Genomic DNA, 14,569 nt, shown 5'->3' on the forward strand with positions numbered 1-14,569 from the left:
CGGCCGGATGTCAACTGATGCCGGATCACCGGCCCGTCGATTGTCGCACAATCCTGTTCATTTGTAATTGACAATGTACATATGAACATATTTTTTGGGTTTCACGCGCTGTGTCATCCACCAGTCATATGCGCCGTGCAGGGAGGAAGAGACGGGGAACTGGCCTGGGCCGGACCGGTCGTGCACAGACAAGACAGGAGGTCACATGAAGACGCTATTCATCAAGCTGCTGGCCAGCCAAATTGCGCTCGCGGCAACTTTGTTTGCCGGCTCGGCCGGCGCCGAAACACTGACGCTCTATACATCCCAGCCGGAAGCCGACGCGGCCAAGACCGTGGATGCCTTCAAGAAGGCGCAGCCCGGCATCGACGTGACCATCTATCGCTCCGGAACCAGCGACATCCTCACCAAGATGGCAGCCGAGTTCGCCGCCGGCAGCCCGCAGCCCGACGTGCTCTTGATCGCCGACGCGGTCAGCATGGAACTGCTGAAGAAGGATGACCGGCTGCTGCCTTATCCCGAGGCTAAGCTCGACGGCATCGAGGCGGATGCCTATGACGCCGACAAGACCTATTTCGGCAGCAAGCTGATCACCACCGGCATCGTCTACAACACCGCGGCGGCGCAAAAGCCGGAGCATTGGGCCGATCTCGCCAAGCCGGCCTATGCCGATGGCCTGGTCATGCCGAGCCCGCTCTATTCGGGCGCGGCCGCCTACCTGCTCTCGGGCTTCGTCGGCGACGCCAACTATGGCTGGGATTTCTTCCAGAAGCTGAAGACCAACAACACCGTCAGCGTGCGCGGCAATGGCGCCGTGCTGAAGTCGGTGGCATCAGGCGAGAAGCCCTATGGCATCCTGGTCGACTTCATGGCGATGAACGCCAAGAAGAAGGGCTCGCCGGTCGAATTCGTGTTCCCCAGCGAAGGTGTGCCGGCGGTGACCGAACCGGTCGCCATCATGAAGACCGCCAAGAATGTCGATGGCGCCAAGAAGTTCGTCGACTTCATTCTTTCGGACGAAGGCCAGAAGCTGGCGCTGTCCATGGGCTACCTGCCGGCGCGGGCCTCGGTTGGCCGCCCCGAGTGGCTGCCGGAAGGCGTCAAGGTCAAGGTGATGCCGTTCGACACCAAGGCGATCGTCGCCAGGACCGACGCCGACAAGGCGAAATTCTCGGAGCTGTTCGGCGGTTGAGCCGGCAATCGCGGCGGGATGCCGTCTCACCAGCATCCCGGCCGCTTCGGGCGAAACTCGATCGCATCGGCTGATCGATCTTCAGGAAAAGCAATCATGTCAACATCGATCAGGGAGAGTCGGGGCCAGGAGATGGCCCTGACGGCGGCGGTAGCCGTCGTGATCGTGCTGCTTTCCTTGCTGCCGATGCTGCGGCTCATCAAGGAGATCGTAGCGCCCGGCGGCACTCTGTCGACCGTGGCGATAAAAGCCGGGCTCGCCAGCCCGGCGACCTGGATCGCGACCTGGCACACGCTGGTGGTCGGCATCGGCGGCACCGTCCTTGCGGTGCTGTCGGGGACGCTGGTGGCCGTCCTCATCACACTGACCGACATTCGCGGCCGCAGCGCCCTGGTGCTCTGCTACGTCATGCCGCTGATGATCGCGCCGCAGGTGACGGCGCTGGCCTGGCTGCAATTGTTCGGCCCGGCAAGCCCGTTCCTCAAGCTGTTCGGCGCAGCACCCCCGCTCGGCACGAAGAACCCGCTCTATTCCACATCAGGCATCATCCTGCTGCTCGGCGTGCAGTATGGCCCGCTGGTCTTCCTGCTGGTGCGCGCCGGCCTGCGCAAGCTGCCGCGCGAACTGGTCGAGGCGGCTCGCGCCGGCGGCGCCGGCTGGTTCACCGTGCTGGTGACCATCGTGTTGCCGCTGATGACGCCGTCGATCATGGCGGCCGCCGCACTCGCCTTCGTGTCCTGCGTCGGCAATTTCGGCATTCCCGCTTTCCTCGGCATTCCCGCCAATTATCTCGTGCTTCCGACCTTGATCTACCAGCGGCTGGCAGGCGGTGGCCCCGCCGTGCTCGGCGAGGCGGCGTTCCTGTCGGTGCTGATCGGCGCCATCGCCATGGCCGGCATTTTCGCCCAGGAGGTCATCAGCCGCCGCCGCGACTACCGCATCAGCTCGACATCGCTGCCCGCCGAGCCCTACGAGCTTGGCCGCTGGCGGCCCGCGGTCCAGGCCGGTATGTGGCTGCTGATCGTCCTGGTGTTGTTCCTGCCGCTATTCGGGCTGGTGCTGACGTCGCTGGTGCCGGGTTACGGCATCGCGCTCAACGCCAGGACGGCAACGCTCGACAATTATCGCTTCGTGCTGTTCGAGCATGACGCGGCCAGCCGCGCCTTCTTCAACAGTTTCTGGCTGTCGATCGCGGCAGCCTTCTTCGCGGTCCTGGTCGCCGTGCCGATCGGCTATCTGATCGCCTGGGGCAAGCAGCGCTGGGTGAGGCTGCTCAACCTGTCGGTCGAACTGCCCTACGCCTTGCCCGGCGTGGTGCTGGCGATCGCCTCGTTGCTGTTGTTCCTGCGGCCGATCCCGCTGACCGGCATCCAGCTCTACAACACCGTCTGGATCGTCCTCTATGCCTACCTCGCCCGCTTCCTGGTGCTGGCGCTGCGGCCGACCATCAGCGGCTATCACCAGATCGACCGGGCGCTGGAGGAAGCAGCGCAGGTGGCGGGCGCCGGCCTGTTCATGCGCATGCGCACGATCATCTTTCCCCTGGTCGCACCGGCGGCGATCGCCGGCGGCCTGCTGATCTTCATGACGGCGCTCAGCGAGCTCACCGTTTCGGCGCTGTTGTGGTCCTCGGGGTCCGAGACGATCGGCGTGGTGATGTTTTCCTTCGAGCAGGGCGGCGATTCCAACTACGCGGCGGCGATTTCTGTCATCACCGTGGCGGTCACCTTCGTGCTGATGCTGGTGACCAATCTGCTCGCCCCTTATCTTCCGGCCGGAGTTCTGCCATGGCGCGATTGAGCCTGGACCATGTGACCAAGAGCTTCGCCGACTTCGATGCGGTGAAGGATGTGTCGATCGACGTCGCCGACGGCGAGTTCCTGGCGGTGCTTGGGCCCTCCGGTTGCGGCAAGACCACGCTGCTGCGGCTGATTGCCGGATTTGAGAAGGTGACGTCAGGCGAGATACGCATCGGCAGCGAGACCGTGTCGGGCAAGGGCGGCAGTGTCGCGCCGGAAAAACGGCGCGTCGGCATCGTTTTCCAGAACTATGCACTATGGCCGCACATGACGGTCGCCGAGAACATCGGCTATTCGCTGAAGGTGGCCAAGCTGGACAGGGCCGTCGCGCGCCAGAAGGTTGAGGACGCACTGGCCCTAGTCAATCTGCAGGGGCTGGGCGAGCGCAGACCCGCCAATCTCTCCGGCGGCCAGCGCCAGCGAGTGGCCTTGGCGCGCTGCCTTGTCTCGGCACCCTCGCTGGTGCTGTTCGACGAGCCACTGGCCAATCTGGACGTGCATCTGAGAGCCTCGATGGAAGACGAGTTCGCCGCCTTCCACAAACGCACGGGCACGACCATCCTCTACATCACCCACGACCAGGCTGAAGCGATGGCGCTGGCCGACAGGATCGCGGTGATGGATGGTGGTCGCTTAGCGCAGTTGGCGACGCCGCGCGAGCTCTATCATGAGCCGGCAAATGAAATGGTGGCTTCCTTCATTTCGCAAGGCATTCTGCTCCCGGCCGATGTGCTCAGCGCGGAGGAGGCCGGTCGCTGCAAGGTCAGGGTTCTCGGGGCCGAGCTGGTCGTCCGTTGCCGCCCCGGCGAGCGGCCTCGGAGCGGTGCCAGGATCTGCTGCCGGTCAGCGGATCTCGATATGTCGCCCGACGGCCCCGGCTTCGACGGGCTGATCAAGAGGGTGATCTACCAAGGCGGCGCAGCGCGCATCGAATTCGCGCCTTTCGCCGCCCCCGACCTCACCTTGCATTTCGAACAGCCCGACCCGGTCGTGCTGGAGAGCGGAGCGCGGGCCCGCCTGCGGATACGATCGGGCTGGCTCATCCCGGTGGCGGGAGCGGCACCGTGATGATGCTCGATTTGCTTGGCGGCTTTGGGGAAAAGGGCCGCACCAGCCTCGCTATCAGCAGCGGCAGCGACCGCATCCTGCTCGACGTCGGCATCAAGGTCGGCGCCTCGGGGGCGGAATACTATCCGGCGCTGAATGGTTCGCTCGCCGAGATTGACGCGCTCTTTGTCTCGCATGCTCACGAGGATCATGTCGGCGCGCTGAGCTGGCTGTTGTCTCGCGGATATAATGGACCGATCTTCATGACCGCCGAGACCTACGATGAGGCTCCGGCCACGCTTGCCGCCTATGCCAATCCCGGGGACCTCAGGAAGTTCCCCTTTCCGAGCCATCGCATCGCTCTTTTCGAACCTGGCGACACGCTGAGGAGCGGGGGTCTCGCGATCAGGACGGGGCGGTCTGGGCATGTCGTGGGCGGCGTCTGGTTTGCCGTCGATGACGGGAAAAGCCGCGTTGCCTATTCGGCCGACGTCGTGCCGGACAGCAACGTGTTCGTCATGGACACGATTCCGCGCTGCGATCTGCTTGTACTCGATGCTTCCTACGGCGCCGATCCCGTACCTGGGGCGGCGCGGGCGCGAGAAATTTCGCGTTGGGTGGCGAGACATTCAAACGGATGCCTGTTGCCGACGCCGTTGTCGGGCCGGTCGCTGGAGCTGATCGCGGCCTTGCCGGGGCCGTTTGCCATCCATGCCGGCATGCGTTCATCGCTCGAAACGCAGATCGGCGCCACGACGGCCTTGTTGCCAGGTGTTTCCGAACTGCTGCGGCGCCGCTTGCTGGACGCGGCCGACTGGACCGAAGCCGACCCGTTGCCGCCGATGCCGTTGCTGGCCGATGACGGCATGGGTGAGGCCGGCCCGTCATCGCGCCTTCTGCCGCGCGCCGACGAGGCCGGTTTTCCGGTGCTGCTCACCGGGCATCTGCCATTGGGTTCCCCGGGTGATCTCTTGCACAAGGCCGGCCGGGCGGACTGGGTGCGCATGCCGACACATCCGACGCTGTCGGGCAATGTCGATATTTGGGAGAAAGCGGGGCGACCCGCAGCGCTCGGTCATTCCTGCGCGAGCGATCTTCTCGGTGACCTGCAAAACCACATTCCGTCGCTGCGCATGCAATGCCGTACCGGCCAGCGCATCATCGTGCCGCAAGGAAGCAAATAATGAGAATTCTGATCTGCAACGATGACGGCATCGACGCGCCGGGCCTTGCCCGGCTGGTCAACGCCGCCAGCGGTTTGAGCGACGATGTGTGGGTGGTCGCGCCCGACGGCAAGCGCACCGCCGCCGGCGCGTCGCTGACGATCGCCAGGCCGTTGGCGATGCGGCACGTCAAGGTGAACTGGTATTCCTGTTCCGGCACGCCGGCCGATTGTGTGGTCAGCGCGATGACATGGCTGTTTGCTGACGCGCAGAAGCCGGACCTGGTGCTGTCGGGCGTCAATGACGGCCGCAATGTCGCTGAGGACCTCGCTTATTCCGGCACGCTGGGCATTGCCCGGGAAGCGACCTTCTGGGGGGTGCCGGCGATCGGTTTTTCTCGCGTGAAAAACCCGGATTTCATGGATGCCGACGACGCGTGGCTGGGCGCGCTGATCGCCTCATTATGGCAATCGCGCGCCGACTGGGCAACGGAAGGCCACTGGCTGAGTGTCAATCTACCGACCGCGTTGCCAGCCGAGATCCGGCAGCCGCGCATCGGCCGTGACAAAATCGGCCGCACGGCGGAGGTGGTGGAAAGCGACGGAGATCGCACGGTCATCACGGTTCCGCGCGGGCGGGCTCATGCCAGCCAGCCGGGCGACGAAAACGCGGTGATCGACGCCGGCTTCGCCAGCATCAACCGGCTGAACTGGTTTGGAGAAACGCGGCTGGACGAACGGTTTGTGGGCGAGATTCTGGGCTGACCTTCTGCGCGTAATCAGCCAGATCACCAAGCTGTCAGCGGTCAAATTGCGCCAATCCTATCCTTATGCTTGAAGCCGCCGCTATTTCATTCCACATCGGGCGCAATGAACGGCAAGATACGAGAGTGGTTTCGCAATTGGCGATGGGCCTTGGCCGTATCGCTGATCCTGCATGCCTTGATCGCAGCGTTCTTGTTCTTTGGCGTGCCGAGATCCGAGCAGCAGCCGGATCAACAGGAACAGCCCGTCAATGTCGCGATCGTGCCGCCGCCCGAGAAGCCCAAGCCGAAACCTGCTCCAAAGCCGCCGGAGCCGACACCTGAAAAGAAGGTTGAAAAGCCGCCCGAACAAAAGTCGCCTCCGAAGCCGCCGAAACCGTCAGACGACCAGGTTCTGAAGCGCGTTTTCCAGTACGGCCAGAAAGATACGGGGCCGGAGAAATCGCTCGACGGAAGCAGCGCTGAGCTCAACACGCCGTCACCGGCCAAAGATGAGGCGGCGAAGCCGCCTATGACACCGACACCCGCGCCGACCCAGCCCGCCCCGGCCGCAACGCCACAGCAGAAGGCAGAGCCCAGCAAGCCCGACGAGAAGCCGGCCACCATTGCGCCGGACGAAAAGCCCGCGCAAGGCGAGGAAAAGCAGGACGCCGCCGCGCCGGACGCCAAACCCGCGCAAAACGAGGAGAAGCAGGCGGTTGTGACGCCAAAGCCATTGGCGGCTGAGACCGGTGGTAAGCCGGCGCCTCCAGCCTCAACTGGAAAGGTAAAGCCCAAACCTGCCAAGACGTTGACGTTCAAACCCGCAAGAGCCTTCAAAGCACCGATCGGGAATGCTGGAAGGTCAAATCCCACCAACAACGACGTTGCAGGATCGCCAATCTATTCCGGCCTTCCGGGCGTCAGAAAGCTTTACTCGCAGGGAGCGACCGGCAATGCCTTCGCCACAAGCTCCATGGAGAATGTGCCGCGCGGTCAGCGCGTGGCCACCCTTTGCGGCAATGTCCTGAGCCAGGAACTGCAAAGTGCCGACTTTCCGGTCAAATGGGTGCCAACCATTACGCTGGACAAAGGCAATGTTCTCAATCCTGCTCAGGCGGCCTTCAGCACCAGAAACACCTGGTATAATCTAAACTTCCGATGTGAAGTCGACCCCAATGCGACGAGGGTCCTATCCTTCAACTTCCGTGTGGGGTCATTAGTCCCGCCTGGCGAATGGGCCAGCCGTGGATTCACTAAGTATCCGCTAAACTAGGCCGGCACGCCGATCCTGGCCAATTGCCGGCTAACTTCGTGCCAGTCGGCGCAGACGAAATCGGCACCGGCTGCTGTCAACCGTGCGCCATGCTCGGCATAGGTATGCCCGCCACCAGTGTAGCCGATGGCCGTCATGCCGGCGGCAACCGCACCCTGGATGCCGAAGGGCGAATCCTCGATGACGATGCAGTCGGCGGGATTGGCGCCCATCTTGTCGGCGGCGAACAGGAAGATGTCGGGCGCGGGCTTGCCGTTCTTGACCATGGAGGAGCTGTAGATCGCGTCGCCGAAGAAGCGCGCCAGTCCGGTCACCGCAAGGCTGTGGTTTATGCGCTCGACGGAGGATGACGAGGCAACGCAGCGGTCGCCGGCAAGCGTCTCCAGAAACGCGGTGATCCCTGGCGTCGGCTTCAGTTCCTCCGAGAACAGGATCTTGGTCTCGGCCCAGATATCGCCGCCCGCCGCCGATGGAAACTGATGGCCGGTCAATTCCCTGATCCTGACGATGATGTCGGACTGTTTCATGCCGATGCACTGGGCGATGATGCCGCCATGGACGCCGGGCATGCCATGCTTTTCATAGACACGTTCATAGGCCCTGGCGGCCAAAGGCTCGCTGTCGACGAGAACGCCGTCGCAATCGAAAATGATAGGCCTTGATCGCGCCACGCGCATCTCCCCGGAGTCAATTTCGCACATCGCTATCGACAAAAAGTCAAATGTTCAATAGCGCGGTGTTTCGGTGGAGCGAGACCGGCGAGACTCAAAGCTGGCGCAGCGCATCGCTCGCGCGCGAGGATCCAAGCGCCCTTTGCATGGCTTGCCGGGACTGCGCCCGGTCCGGCGTGATCCAGTTCGGCTCCGCGCCAAGGAAGCGATCGAGGAAAGCCACCGCATAGGCCGGCATCTCGGTCACATTCTCGCGATACGACCACCAGGTGCGCAGGTCGTCGGCGCATTTGTCGATGCTCGGCGCGCTGCCGAATTCCTGCTCACAAATCGCCGAAATCACCGACACGCAGTAGTTGGTATAGAGGAATCCTTCCGGCCAGAAGCGGACGATTTCCAGCGTTCCGGAATTCGAATCCGTTTCAATCAGCTGGGTAAGGCCGGAGACCTCCCTGGCCGGTGCCTGTCTTATCAGTTCGCGCAGCACTAGGCCGGCGGCAAAGACGATGAAGTCGGCGCGGTCGATCGCGGCGAAGCGTTTCTGCGCCTCCATGATCTCGACCCAGTCGAGAAAGGCCCTGGTGAGCTTGGCCTCATCGATTTCGAAGCGCACGCCGAACGTGTCGGACACCACCTTGGCGCTGCCGCGAAAGGTGGCGCGAAACCAGCGCAACTGCCGCAACCGGTGGCGAAGGTCGGGCATAAGGGCCAGTTCGTCCCTGAAGGGCAGATCCATGTTCCTCGTTTCCTGTTTCCCGGCAAGACTAGCACAACAGCGCCGCCGCCGAAATCGATCAGCGTCCCCTGTGGATGACGACAGCAACGTCAATATCATACATATTGACATTCTCGGAAACAAATGTTCTCACTTTGCTGTTGTCACGCGCCGGGCCAAGGTGCGGTGCGACGGAGGCTTCGGGAGGAAACCGAATGGCGATTTGGCAGTGGGGACTGCTTCTGCTGGTTATTGTGTGGGCGCTGCAATCGCTCGGCGTCTGGCTGCAGATGCGGCACTATTCGGACGTCTTCCGGGGCGTCACCGATCAATACAAGGAAGGCTTCGTCGGCGCCGGCAATTTTCGCGGTCGATTCGCCAAGGGAACCATCGCGCTGGTCGTGGTGACGCCTGACCTGATTGTGCGCCGCCTGATGATAATGAGCGGCCGGTCCGTCTTCACCAAGTTCAAACGACATCAACAATTCGAGGGCGTTCCCCTCGATCGACTCCGGTCCAATCCTGCAATCATGGGAGAGGGGGAACCCGGTGTGGCCGAGGCCGTGAAGCGGGCGATCGAACAGATCGACAAAGCACGGTCGGAGCCGGGGAAGAGGCCGGGCCTGTCCGGCTTGAACGTAGCAAGGGCCTAGAGTCGGATGATTTCAGGTCGAATCGACCTGAAATCTGAATCCGCCTCTAAATCAAAGGGTTAGAGCATGATGTCGCCCGAAAACCGCTTCACACTTTTCGGCATCATGCTCTAGAGGACGCCGTGCGCCGACTGGGATAACCGGCGGGACGGCATAAGGAGGAGAAATGTCTGTATTTTCGTTGTTGGCGCAGCATGCCGACATGGCCATGCACAATCTGCATGTTGCAGGTACCATGGTCTCGGATGCCGCATTGCATGGCAAGCTCGCCGTCGAGCATGCCTCTGACCATCTCGTTGTCCTGGCGCAAGCGGACAGCGGGCCGATCACCGTCGATCAGTTCAAGGAAAAGCTGAAAGAGGTCCAGCAGGAGGAGCAGCTCGGCTGGCTGACCGCCATCGGCAAATACTTCATCGGCATTTTCCAGAAGGGCGGCGAGGTTTTCGCCGGCTTTGTCACCGGCATCATTCCGACGCTGGTGGTGCTGATGACGGCCTTCTATGCCGTCACCGAACTGGTCGGTGAAGAGCGTGTCCACGGTCTGGCGCGTGGCGCCGGCCGGATCGCGCTGACGCGCTACACGCTGTTGCCGTTGTTGGCGGTGTTCTTCCTCACCAACCCGATGGCCTACACGTTCGGATCGTTCCTGGAAGAAAAGCACAAGCCGGCCTTCTACGACGCGGCCGTGTCCTACGTCCACCCCCCGCTCGGCCTGTTCCCGCACATCAATCCCGGCGAATACTTCGTCTGGGGCGGCATTCTGGTCGCTCTGCTGGAGCTGGAAAAGAAGGGCGCCGTCGTCGCCGGCTACCACGTCAAGGTGGCGATCTGGTACGCCATTGTCGGTCTCGTCGTCATCCTGCTCAAGGGCATGCTGACCGAGCGCATCACCGCCATCATGGCACGCCGCCAGGGCGTCGAGCTGTAAGGGCGGGGAGGACATCATGGCCAAGACATACAAAGCCGTCCGTATCTCCAGGGGCAACACAGGCTGGGGCGGTCCGCTCGTCATCGAGCCAACCGAACAGCGCAGCAAGGTCGTGTCCGTCACCGGTGGTGGCATTCACCCGGTGGCACAGCTCATCGCCGACATGACCGGCGCCGAAGCCGTCGACGGCTTCAGGGCGCCGCCGATCGAAAGCGAGATGGCGGTGGTCGTCGTCGACTGCGGCGGCACCGCACGATGCGGCGTCTATCCGCGCAAGCGTATCCCGACCGTCAATCTGACGCCGGTCGGACAGGCTGGGCCGCTCGCCCAGTTCATCACCGAGGACATCTACGTTTCGGGCGTGAAGCCGGCCAATGTCACAATGGCGGACGGATCCGAGGCGGTCACCACTGCGGGGGGAGCAGCATCGATGAGTTCAAGCAACAACAATGCGCCCGCGGCGCCACAGGCGCTGCCAAGCGAGGGCGGCGTGATCGGGCTGATCAGTTCGATCGGCCGCGTCATGGGTCGTGTCGTCGGCATCTTCTTCAATGCCGGCCGCCGCACCATCGACCAGGTCGTGCGCAACGTGCTGCCGTTCATGGCCTTCGTGACCATGCTCATCGGTCTGATCCTGTACACCGGCATCGGCGATGTGCTGGCGCAGCCGATGGGTCCGCTGGCCAACAACATCGTCGGCCTGCTGATCATCTCGGCCATCTGCGGCCTGCCGTTCCTGTCGCCCATATTGGGACCGGGCGCGGTCATCGCGCAGGTTATCGGCGTGGCCATCATCGGTCCGCAGATCGCCAATGGCACGATTTCGCCTGCGATGGCGCTGCCGGCGCTGTTTGCCTACAATACCCAGGTGGGCTGCGACTTCGTTCCTGTCGGCCTGGCGCTCGGTGAGGCCAAGCCGAAGACGATCGAGATCGGCGTTCCGGCGGTGCTCATCAGCCGCCAGATCATGGGGCCGATCTCGGTGCTGATCGCCTGGGTCGTCAGCCTGATCGTTTTCTAGAGAAAGCACGAAATGAGGTTCGCCATATGACGGTTCTATTGAGAACACGGGTCACTGCCATCGGGCCCGAAGTGGCGGACCTTGCCGAAGGGGGCGTGGTCATCCTGTTCGCGGATGGCTCGCCGCCGGAGCTTGCCGAGGTTTCCGTGCTCCACAAGACGGAGCACGGACCCAGTGACGGCGCGCCCGACAAGGGCGCGTCGATCACCCTTGGACCGGTTTCCGCAACCATCACAGCGGTCGGCTCCAGCGCCTGGAGCAAGGTGCTCGAAATGGGCCATGTCGTCATTTCGTTCAACGGCGCCACCGAGGCCGAGAGGCCGGGCGAGATCTGCGCATCGCAAGTCGACAGCCAAGCGCTCGTGGCCGCGCTGAAGACGGGTGCGATCATCACCATCGCCGCCTGACAGCATTCGTGCCGCAGCCTATGTTGGGAGCGGCGCCCAAAACCAGAGTATTGCCATGGAACGCTCGACCATCGTCAGAGTGCATGAAGGTTTGCACGCCCGTCCCGCCACGCGGTTCGTCAAGCTCGCCAAGGGTTTCGAATCCGAGGTCGAACTGGTCAAGGACGGCAAGGCGGTCAGCGCCAAAAGCTCCGTCAAGCTGATGCTGCTGGCGGTCAAGGAAAACCAGGAGGTCACGGTGCGGGCGAACGGCGCCGACGCCATCGAGGCCATCGAGGCGCTGATCGGCTATCTCGAGAATCCGAAGGCGGGCCTCGACGATGAAGCCGAGTCGCAGAGCCCAGCGAATGACACCGGGCAGAAAACAGCACCCGCACCAGTGCCCGAAGCCGCGCCGCCTGCACCTGGTGGAGCAAGCGGCCTGCGCGGCGTGGCGGCAAGCGAAGGGTTCGCCATCGGGCCGGCCTTCGCGCATTTCCCGCCGGATATCGCCGGACAAGGCCGCCTGCTGCAGGCTGAGGAGATCGCGGGCGAGGTCGACAGGTTCCGCGCCGCCGTCGCCGCCGTCCAGGCGCGCATGGACCGGGTGTTGGGGCAGGACACACTGTCGGCGGGAGACCGTGGCATCGTCGCGGCACTCAGGGATATTGCCGCCGACGACAGCCTGACCAGCGAGGCCGAGGGGCTGATCAAGGGCGGCAACGACGCGGTCTCGGCCGTCATCACCGCCGCCTCCACCATCGCCGCCGATTTCAGCGCCGTCGACGATCACTATCTCAATGCGCGGGCGGACGACGTCCATGCGGTCGGACGCCAGATCTGCCTCGTGCTGCTCGGGCAGGACGACGTCAGCCTCGAAAACATCCCCGAAGGGGCCATCCTGATCGCCGACGACATCGGCGCCTGGGATCTGGCGCGTGCGCCGCTGAAACGCATCGGCGGCGTGGTGTGCGGCCATGGCGGCGCCACCTCGCACATCGCCATCATCGCCCGCTCGCACGGCATCCCGGCGGTGCTTGGCCTCGGCGATCAGGTCAATGCCTTGCGCACCGCGCGCGAGGTGGCACTCGACGGCAATGCCGGCCATGTGATCATCGATCCCGATGCGGCGACCCGAGCCGATTTCGCCAACCGCGTTGAAGCGGCCGCAAAGGAGCGCGACGGGCTGACGGTCTTCAAGACGGTGACGCCGAAGCTCGCCGATGGCACGATCATCGAGGTCGCCGCCAATATCGGCTCGCTGGAGGAAATCGAAGCGGCACAGGAAGCCGGCGCCATGGGCGTCGGCCTGTTCCGCACCGAGCTTCTGTTCATGCGCCATATGCATCTTCCCTCGGAAGACATGCAGGCGGAAACCTACGCGGCGCTGGCCAAGGCATTCGCCCCATACCCGGTCATCGTACGCACGCTCGATATCGGTGGTGACAAGCCGATTGCCGGCATCGAGTTTCCCGACGAGGAAAACCCCTTCCTCGGCTGGCGCGGCATTCGCATGTGCCTCGACCGGCCCGACATCTTCAAGCAACAGTTGCGGGCACTGCTGAGGGCGGCCGTCCATGGCAACATCAAGGTGATGCTGCCGATGGTGTCCGACATATCGGAAGTGAGGCGGACGCGCGGCCTGGTCGAGGAATGCGCGGCGGAACTGAAAGCCGAAGGCGTGCCGCATGCGGCGTTCGATCTCGGCGTGATGATCGAAACCCCGGCCGCCGTGCTGATTGCTCCGGCGCTGGCCAAGGAGGTGGCGTTCTTCTCGATCGGCACCAACGACCTGACCCAGTACATCATGGCCGCCGACCGGCTCAACCCGACCGTGGCCAAGCTCAACGACGTCACCAATCCGGCCGTCATGATGGCGATCGAAATGACGGCCAGAGCGGGCGTCGCCGCCGGCATCATGGTCGGCATGTGCGGTGAGGCCGCCGGCCGACCCGATCTCATCGCGACATTCGTCAAGATGGGGCTGACCGAGCTCAGCATGAGCCCGGCCTCGATCCCGCGCGCCAAGAAGACGATCATGGCAATGGCGGGCGAGGACTGAATCCCCGCCGCTGGCCGAGCTTATGGCAAGTGCGCAAGCAAGGTGGTGAAAACGGAGGTCAGTTCATCGATGGCATTCGCCTTGGCGCAGGCCTGAGCAATGCGATCGTGACGGATATCCGCCGCCAGGATCGCGATCTCGAGCATATCTGGCTCGGGCGAACCGTCTCGACCGGTGGTCGCCAGGCCGCAGGCCAGAACGAGCGGCGCCAGGCAGCTTATGTCGAGCGCCCGGCCACTCAGCGCCGCCGGTGTTTCCAACGCGGTTTCGGCAAAACGGACAGGGCGCTGGTTGAGGCACTCGACCAGCAGCGCCGAACAGGTGGCCGCAATCGCCCGCAGCCCGGCGTCAGGCGCGGTCAGTGCGGCCAGCAGGTCGCCGTGCCGCTTGCGCATCGTGGCATGGACGGCGGCAAAGTCGGCTTCGTGAATACGGGCATTGTCGATGTTCAGGCCGGCAAGCACCGCCTTGGTCAGATAGTACATATCGCGCCGGAACAGCCGCTCCGCGCTCAACTGGCGGTCCTCGTTGCCGACCGGGAAATAGGTGCCGAGGCCTTTTGCGGTCGTGCCGTCCACCTTTACCGGACGCTCATGCGGAACAAACGATTCGGCAATCGACAGCGCTTCGTCGACGGCGCTCGCGGCATGGCTGAGCAGGCCTTCGATGCCCTTGCCCGGAAACGGCGGCAGATGGCTGGTTGCTTCGCGCAAGACACTGGCGTCGCCAGTGCCGTCGTGGCGGCTCTGGCGGATGACATCGCGGACTTCCCGCAACCGGTCCTTCAGGTTGACGCGGACATCTTCGGAGATTTGTCGGAGCATCGCGGATCGCCTCGAATTCATGCGGCTGGCCGCCAGCAGGAGGCCAGTCGCCTACTCTACATTGTTCCTATCGATTGGTAGATCAATAGG

The 14,569-nt window shown here is 63.5% G+C and carries 14 protein-coding genes; 11 read left to right on the top strand and 3 right to left on the bottom strand.

Features of this window, described 5'->3' with window-relative positions; all coding sequences use genetic code 11:
• Positions 1-205 precede the first annotated feature (205 nt).
• From AC56QP_RS21990 to AC56QP_RS22015, 6 genes are all read left to right on the top strand, one after another.
• Positions 206-1,192, top strand: coding sequence for an ABC transporter substrate-binding protein (locus AC56QP_RS21990; RefSeq protein WP_489858082.1), 987 nt, complete (start codon positions 206-208; stop codon positions 1,190-1,192).
• Between the two features lie 96 nt (positions 1,193-1,288).
• Entirely contained in the window at positions 1,289-2,992 is a 1,704-nt protein-coding gene (locus AC56QP_RS21995) for an ABC transporter permease (RefSeq protein WP_489858081.1), read from the top strand.
• The gene (locus tag AC56QP_RS22000; protein WP_489858080.1) at positions 2,980-4,059 is read left to right on the top strand and encodes an ABC transporter ATP-binding protein; all 1,080 of its coding nucleotides are present in this window, start codon (positions 2,980-2,982) and stop codon (positions 4,057-4,059) included. Before AC56QP_RS21995 ends, AC56QP_RS22000 begins: the two co-directional genes overlap by 13 nt.
• Entirely contained in the window at positions 4,059-5,222 is a 1,164-nt protein-coding gene (locus AC56QP_RS22005) for an MBL fold metallo-hydrolase (protein WP_489863544.1), read from the top strand. Before AC56QP_RS22000 ends, AC56QP_RS22005 begins: the two co-directional genes overlap by 1 nt.
• Positions 5,222-5,965, top strand: coding sequence for a 5'/3'-nucleotidase SurE (gene surE / locus AC56QP_RS22010; protein ID WP_489858079.1), 744 nt, complete (start codon positions 5,222-5,224; stop codon positions 5,963-5,965). Before AC56QP_RS22005 ends, surE begins: the two co-directional genes overlap by 1 nt.
• A gap of 105 nt (positions 5,966-6,070) precedes the next feature.
• Positions 6,071-7,219: a DUF930 domain-containing protein gene (locus tag AC56QP_RS22015; RefSeq protein ID WP_489858078.1), complete on the top strand. Its 1,149-nt coding sequence runs from the start codon at positions 6,071-6,073 to the stop codon at positions 7,217-7,219.
• Here AC56QP_RS22015 and AC56QP_RS22020 read toward each other — a convergent pair.
• Together AC56QP_RS22020 and AC56QP_RS22025 are read right to left on the bottom strand one after the other, a co-directional pair.
• The gene (locus tag AC56QP_RS22020; protein WP_489858077.1) at positions 7,216-7,890 is read right to left on the bottom strand and encodes an HAD family hydrolase; all 675 of its coding nucleotides are present in this window, start codon (positions 7,888-7,890) and stop codon (positions 7,216-7,218) included. The two genes, AC56QP_RS22015 and AC56QP_RS22020, sit on opposite strands and share 4 nt — an antisense overlap.
• 94 nt (positions 7,891-7,984) lie before the next feature.
• On the bottom strand, positions 7,985-8,626 hold the full coding sequence (locus AC56QP_RS22025) for a hypothetical protein (RefSeq protein WP_489858076.1): 642 nt from the start codon (positions 8,624-8,626) through the stop codon (positions 7,985-7,987).
• Positions 8,627-8,820: 194 nt separating this feature from the next.
• On the opposite strand from AC56QP_RS22025, the gene AC56QP_RS22030 reads away from it, so the two are divergent.
• The 5 genes from AC56QP_RS22030 to ptsP all read left to right on the top strand — a co-directional run bounded on the left by AC56QP_RS22030 (position 8,821) and on the right by ptsP (position 13,655).
• Entirely contained in the window at positions 8,821-9,258 is a 438-nt protein-coding gene (locus AC56QP_RS22030) for a transcriptional regulator GutM (RefSeq protein WP_489858075.1), read from the top strand.
• A gap of 166 nt (positions 9,259-9,424) precedes the next feature.
• Entirely contained in the window at positions 9,425-10,186 is a 762-nt protein-coding gene (srlA, locus tag AC56QP_RS22035; protein WP_489858074.1) for a PTS glucitol/sorbitol transporter subunit IIC, read from the top strand.
• A 16-nt stretch (positions 10,187-10,202) separates the two neighbouring features.
• Positions 10,203-11,207: a PTS glucitol/sorbitol transporter subunit IIB gene (gene srlE, locus AC56QP_RS22040; protein ID WP_497100365.1), complete on the top strand. Its 1,005-nt coding sequence runs from the start codon at positions 10,203-10,205 to the stop codon at positions 11,205-11,207.
• 26 nt (positions 11,208-11,233) lie between these two features.
• Complete coding sequence (locus AC56QP_RS22045) at positions 11,234-11,614, top strand: PTS glucitol/sorbitol transporter subunit IIA (RefSeq protein ID WP_489858073.1); 381 nt, start codon at positions 11,234-11,236, stop codon at positions 11,612-11,614.
• A 55-nt stretch (positions 11,615-11,669) separates the two neighbouring features.
• Positions 11,670-13,655, top strand: a complete 1,986-nt coding sequence (gene ptsP / locus AC56QP_RS22050; RefSeq protein WP_489858072.1) for a phosphoenolpyruvate--protein phosphotransferase — start codon at positions 11,670-11,672, stop codon at positions 13,653-13,655.
• A 20-nt stretch (positions 13,656-13,675) separates the two neighbouring features.
• Here the strand turns inward: ptsP and AC56QP_RS22055 are convergent, their stop codons facing one another.
• Positions 13,676-14,479: a hypothetical protein gene (locus AC56QP_RS22055; protein WP_489858071.1), complete on the bottom strand. Its 804-nt coding sequence runs from the start codon at positions 14,477-14,479 to the stop codon at positions 13,676-13,678.
• Positions 14,480-14,569 lie beyond the last annotated feature (90 nt).

Source organism: Mesorhizobium sp. RCAM 05104, assembly GCF_059683645.1.

Bases quoted from the DNA above. Each gene is read 5' to 3' on its own strand.
- AC56QP_RS21990 (WP_489858082.1), top strand. From the start codon at position 206: ATGAAGACGCTATTCATCAAGCTGCTGGCCAGCCAAATTGCGCTCGCG.
- AC56QP_RS21995 (WP_489858081.1), top strand. From the start codon at position 1,289: ATGTCAACATCGATCAGGGAGAGTCGGGGCCAGGAGATGGCCCTGACG.
- AC56QP_RS22000 (WP_489858080.1), top strand. From the start codon at position 2,980: ATGGCGCGATTGAGCCTGGACCATGTGACCAAGAGCTTCGCCGACTTC.
- AC56QP_RS22005 (WP_489863544.1), top strand. From the start codon at position 4,059: ATGATGCTCGATTTGCTTGGCGGCTTTGGGGAAAAGGGCCGCACCAGC.
- surE (WP_489858079.1), top strand. From the start codon at position 5,222: ATGAGAATTCTGATCTGCAACGATGACGGCATCGACGCGCCGGGCCTT.
- AC56QP_RS22015 (WP_489858078.1), top strand. From the start codon at position 6,071: ATGAACGGCAAGATACGAGAGTGGTTTCGCAATTGGCGATGGGCCTTG.
- AC56QP_RS22025 (WP_489858076.1), bottom strand. From the start codon at position 8,626: ATGGATCTGCCCTTCAGGGACGAACTGGCCCTTATGCCCGACCTTCGC.
- AC56QP_RS22030 (WP_489858075.1), top strand. From the start codon at position 8,821: ATGGCGATTTGGCAGTGGGGACTGCTTCTGCTGGTTATTGTGTGGGCG.
- srlA (WP_489858074.1), top strand. From the start codon at position 9,425: ATGTCTGTATTTTCGTTGTTGGCGCAGCATGCCGACATGGCCATGCAC.
- srlE (WP_497100365.1), top strand. From the start codon at position 10,203: ATGGCCAAGACATACAAAGCCGTCCGTATCTCCAGGGGCAACACAGGC.
- AC56QP_RS22045 (WP_489858073.1), top strand. From the start codon at position 11,234: ATGACGGTTCTATTGAGAACACGGGTCACTGCCATCGGGCCCGAAGTG.
- ptsP (WP_489858072.1), top strand. From the start codon at position 11,670: ATGGAACGCTCGACCATCGTCAGAGTGCATGAAGGTTTGCACGCCCGT.
- AC56QP_RS22055 (WP_489858071.1), bottom strand. From the start codon at position 14,479: ATGCTCCGACAAATCTCCGAAGATGTCCGCGTCAACCTGAAGGACCGG.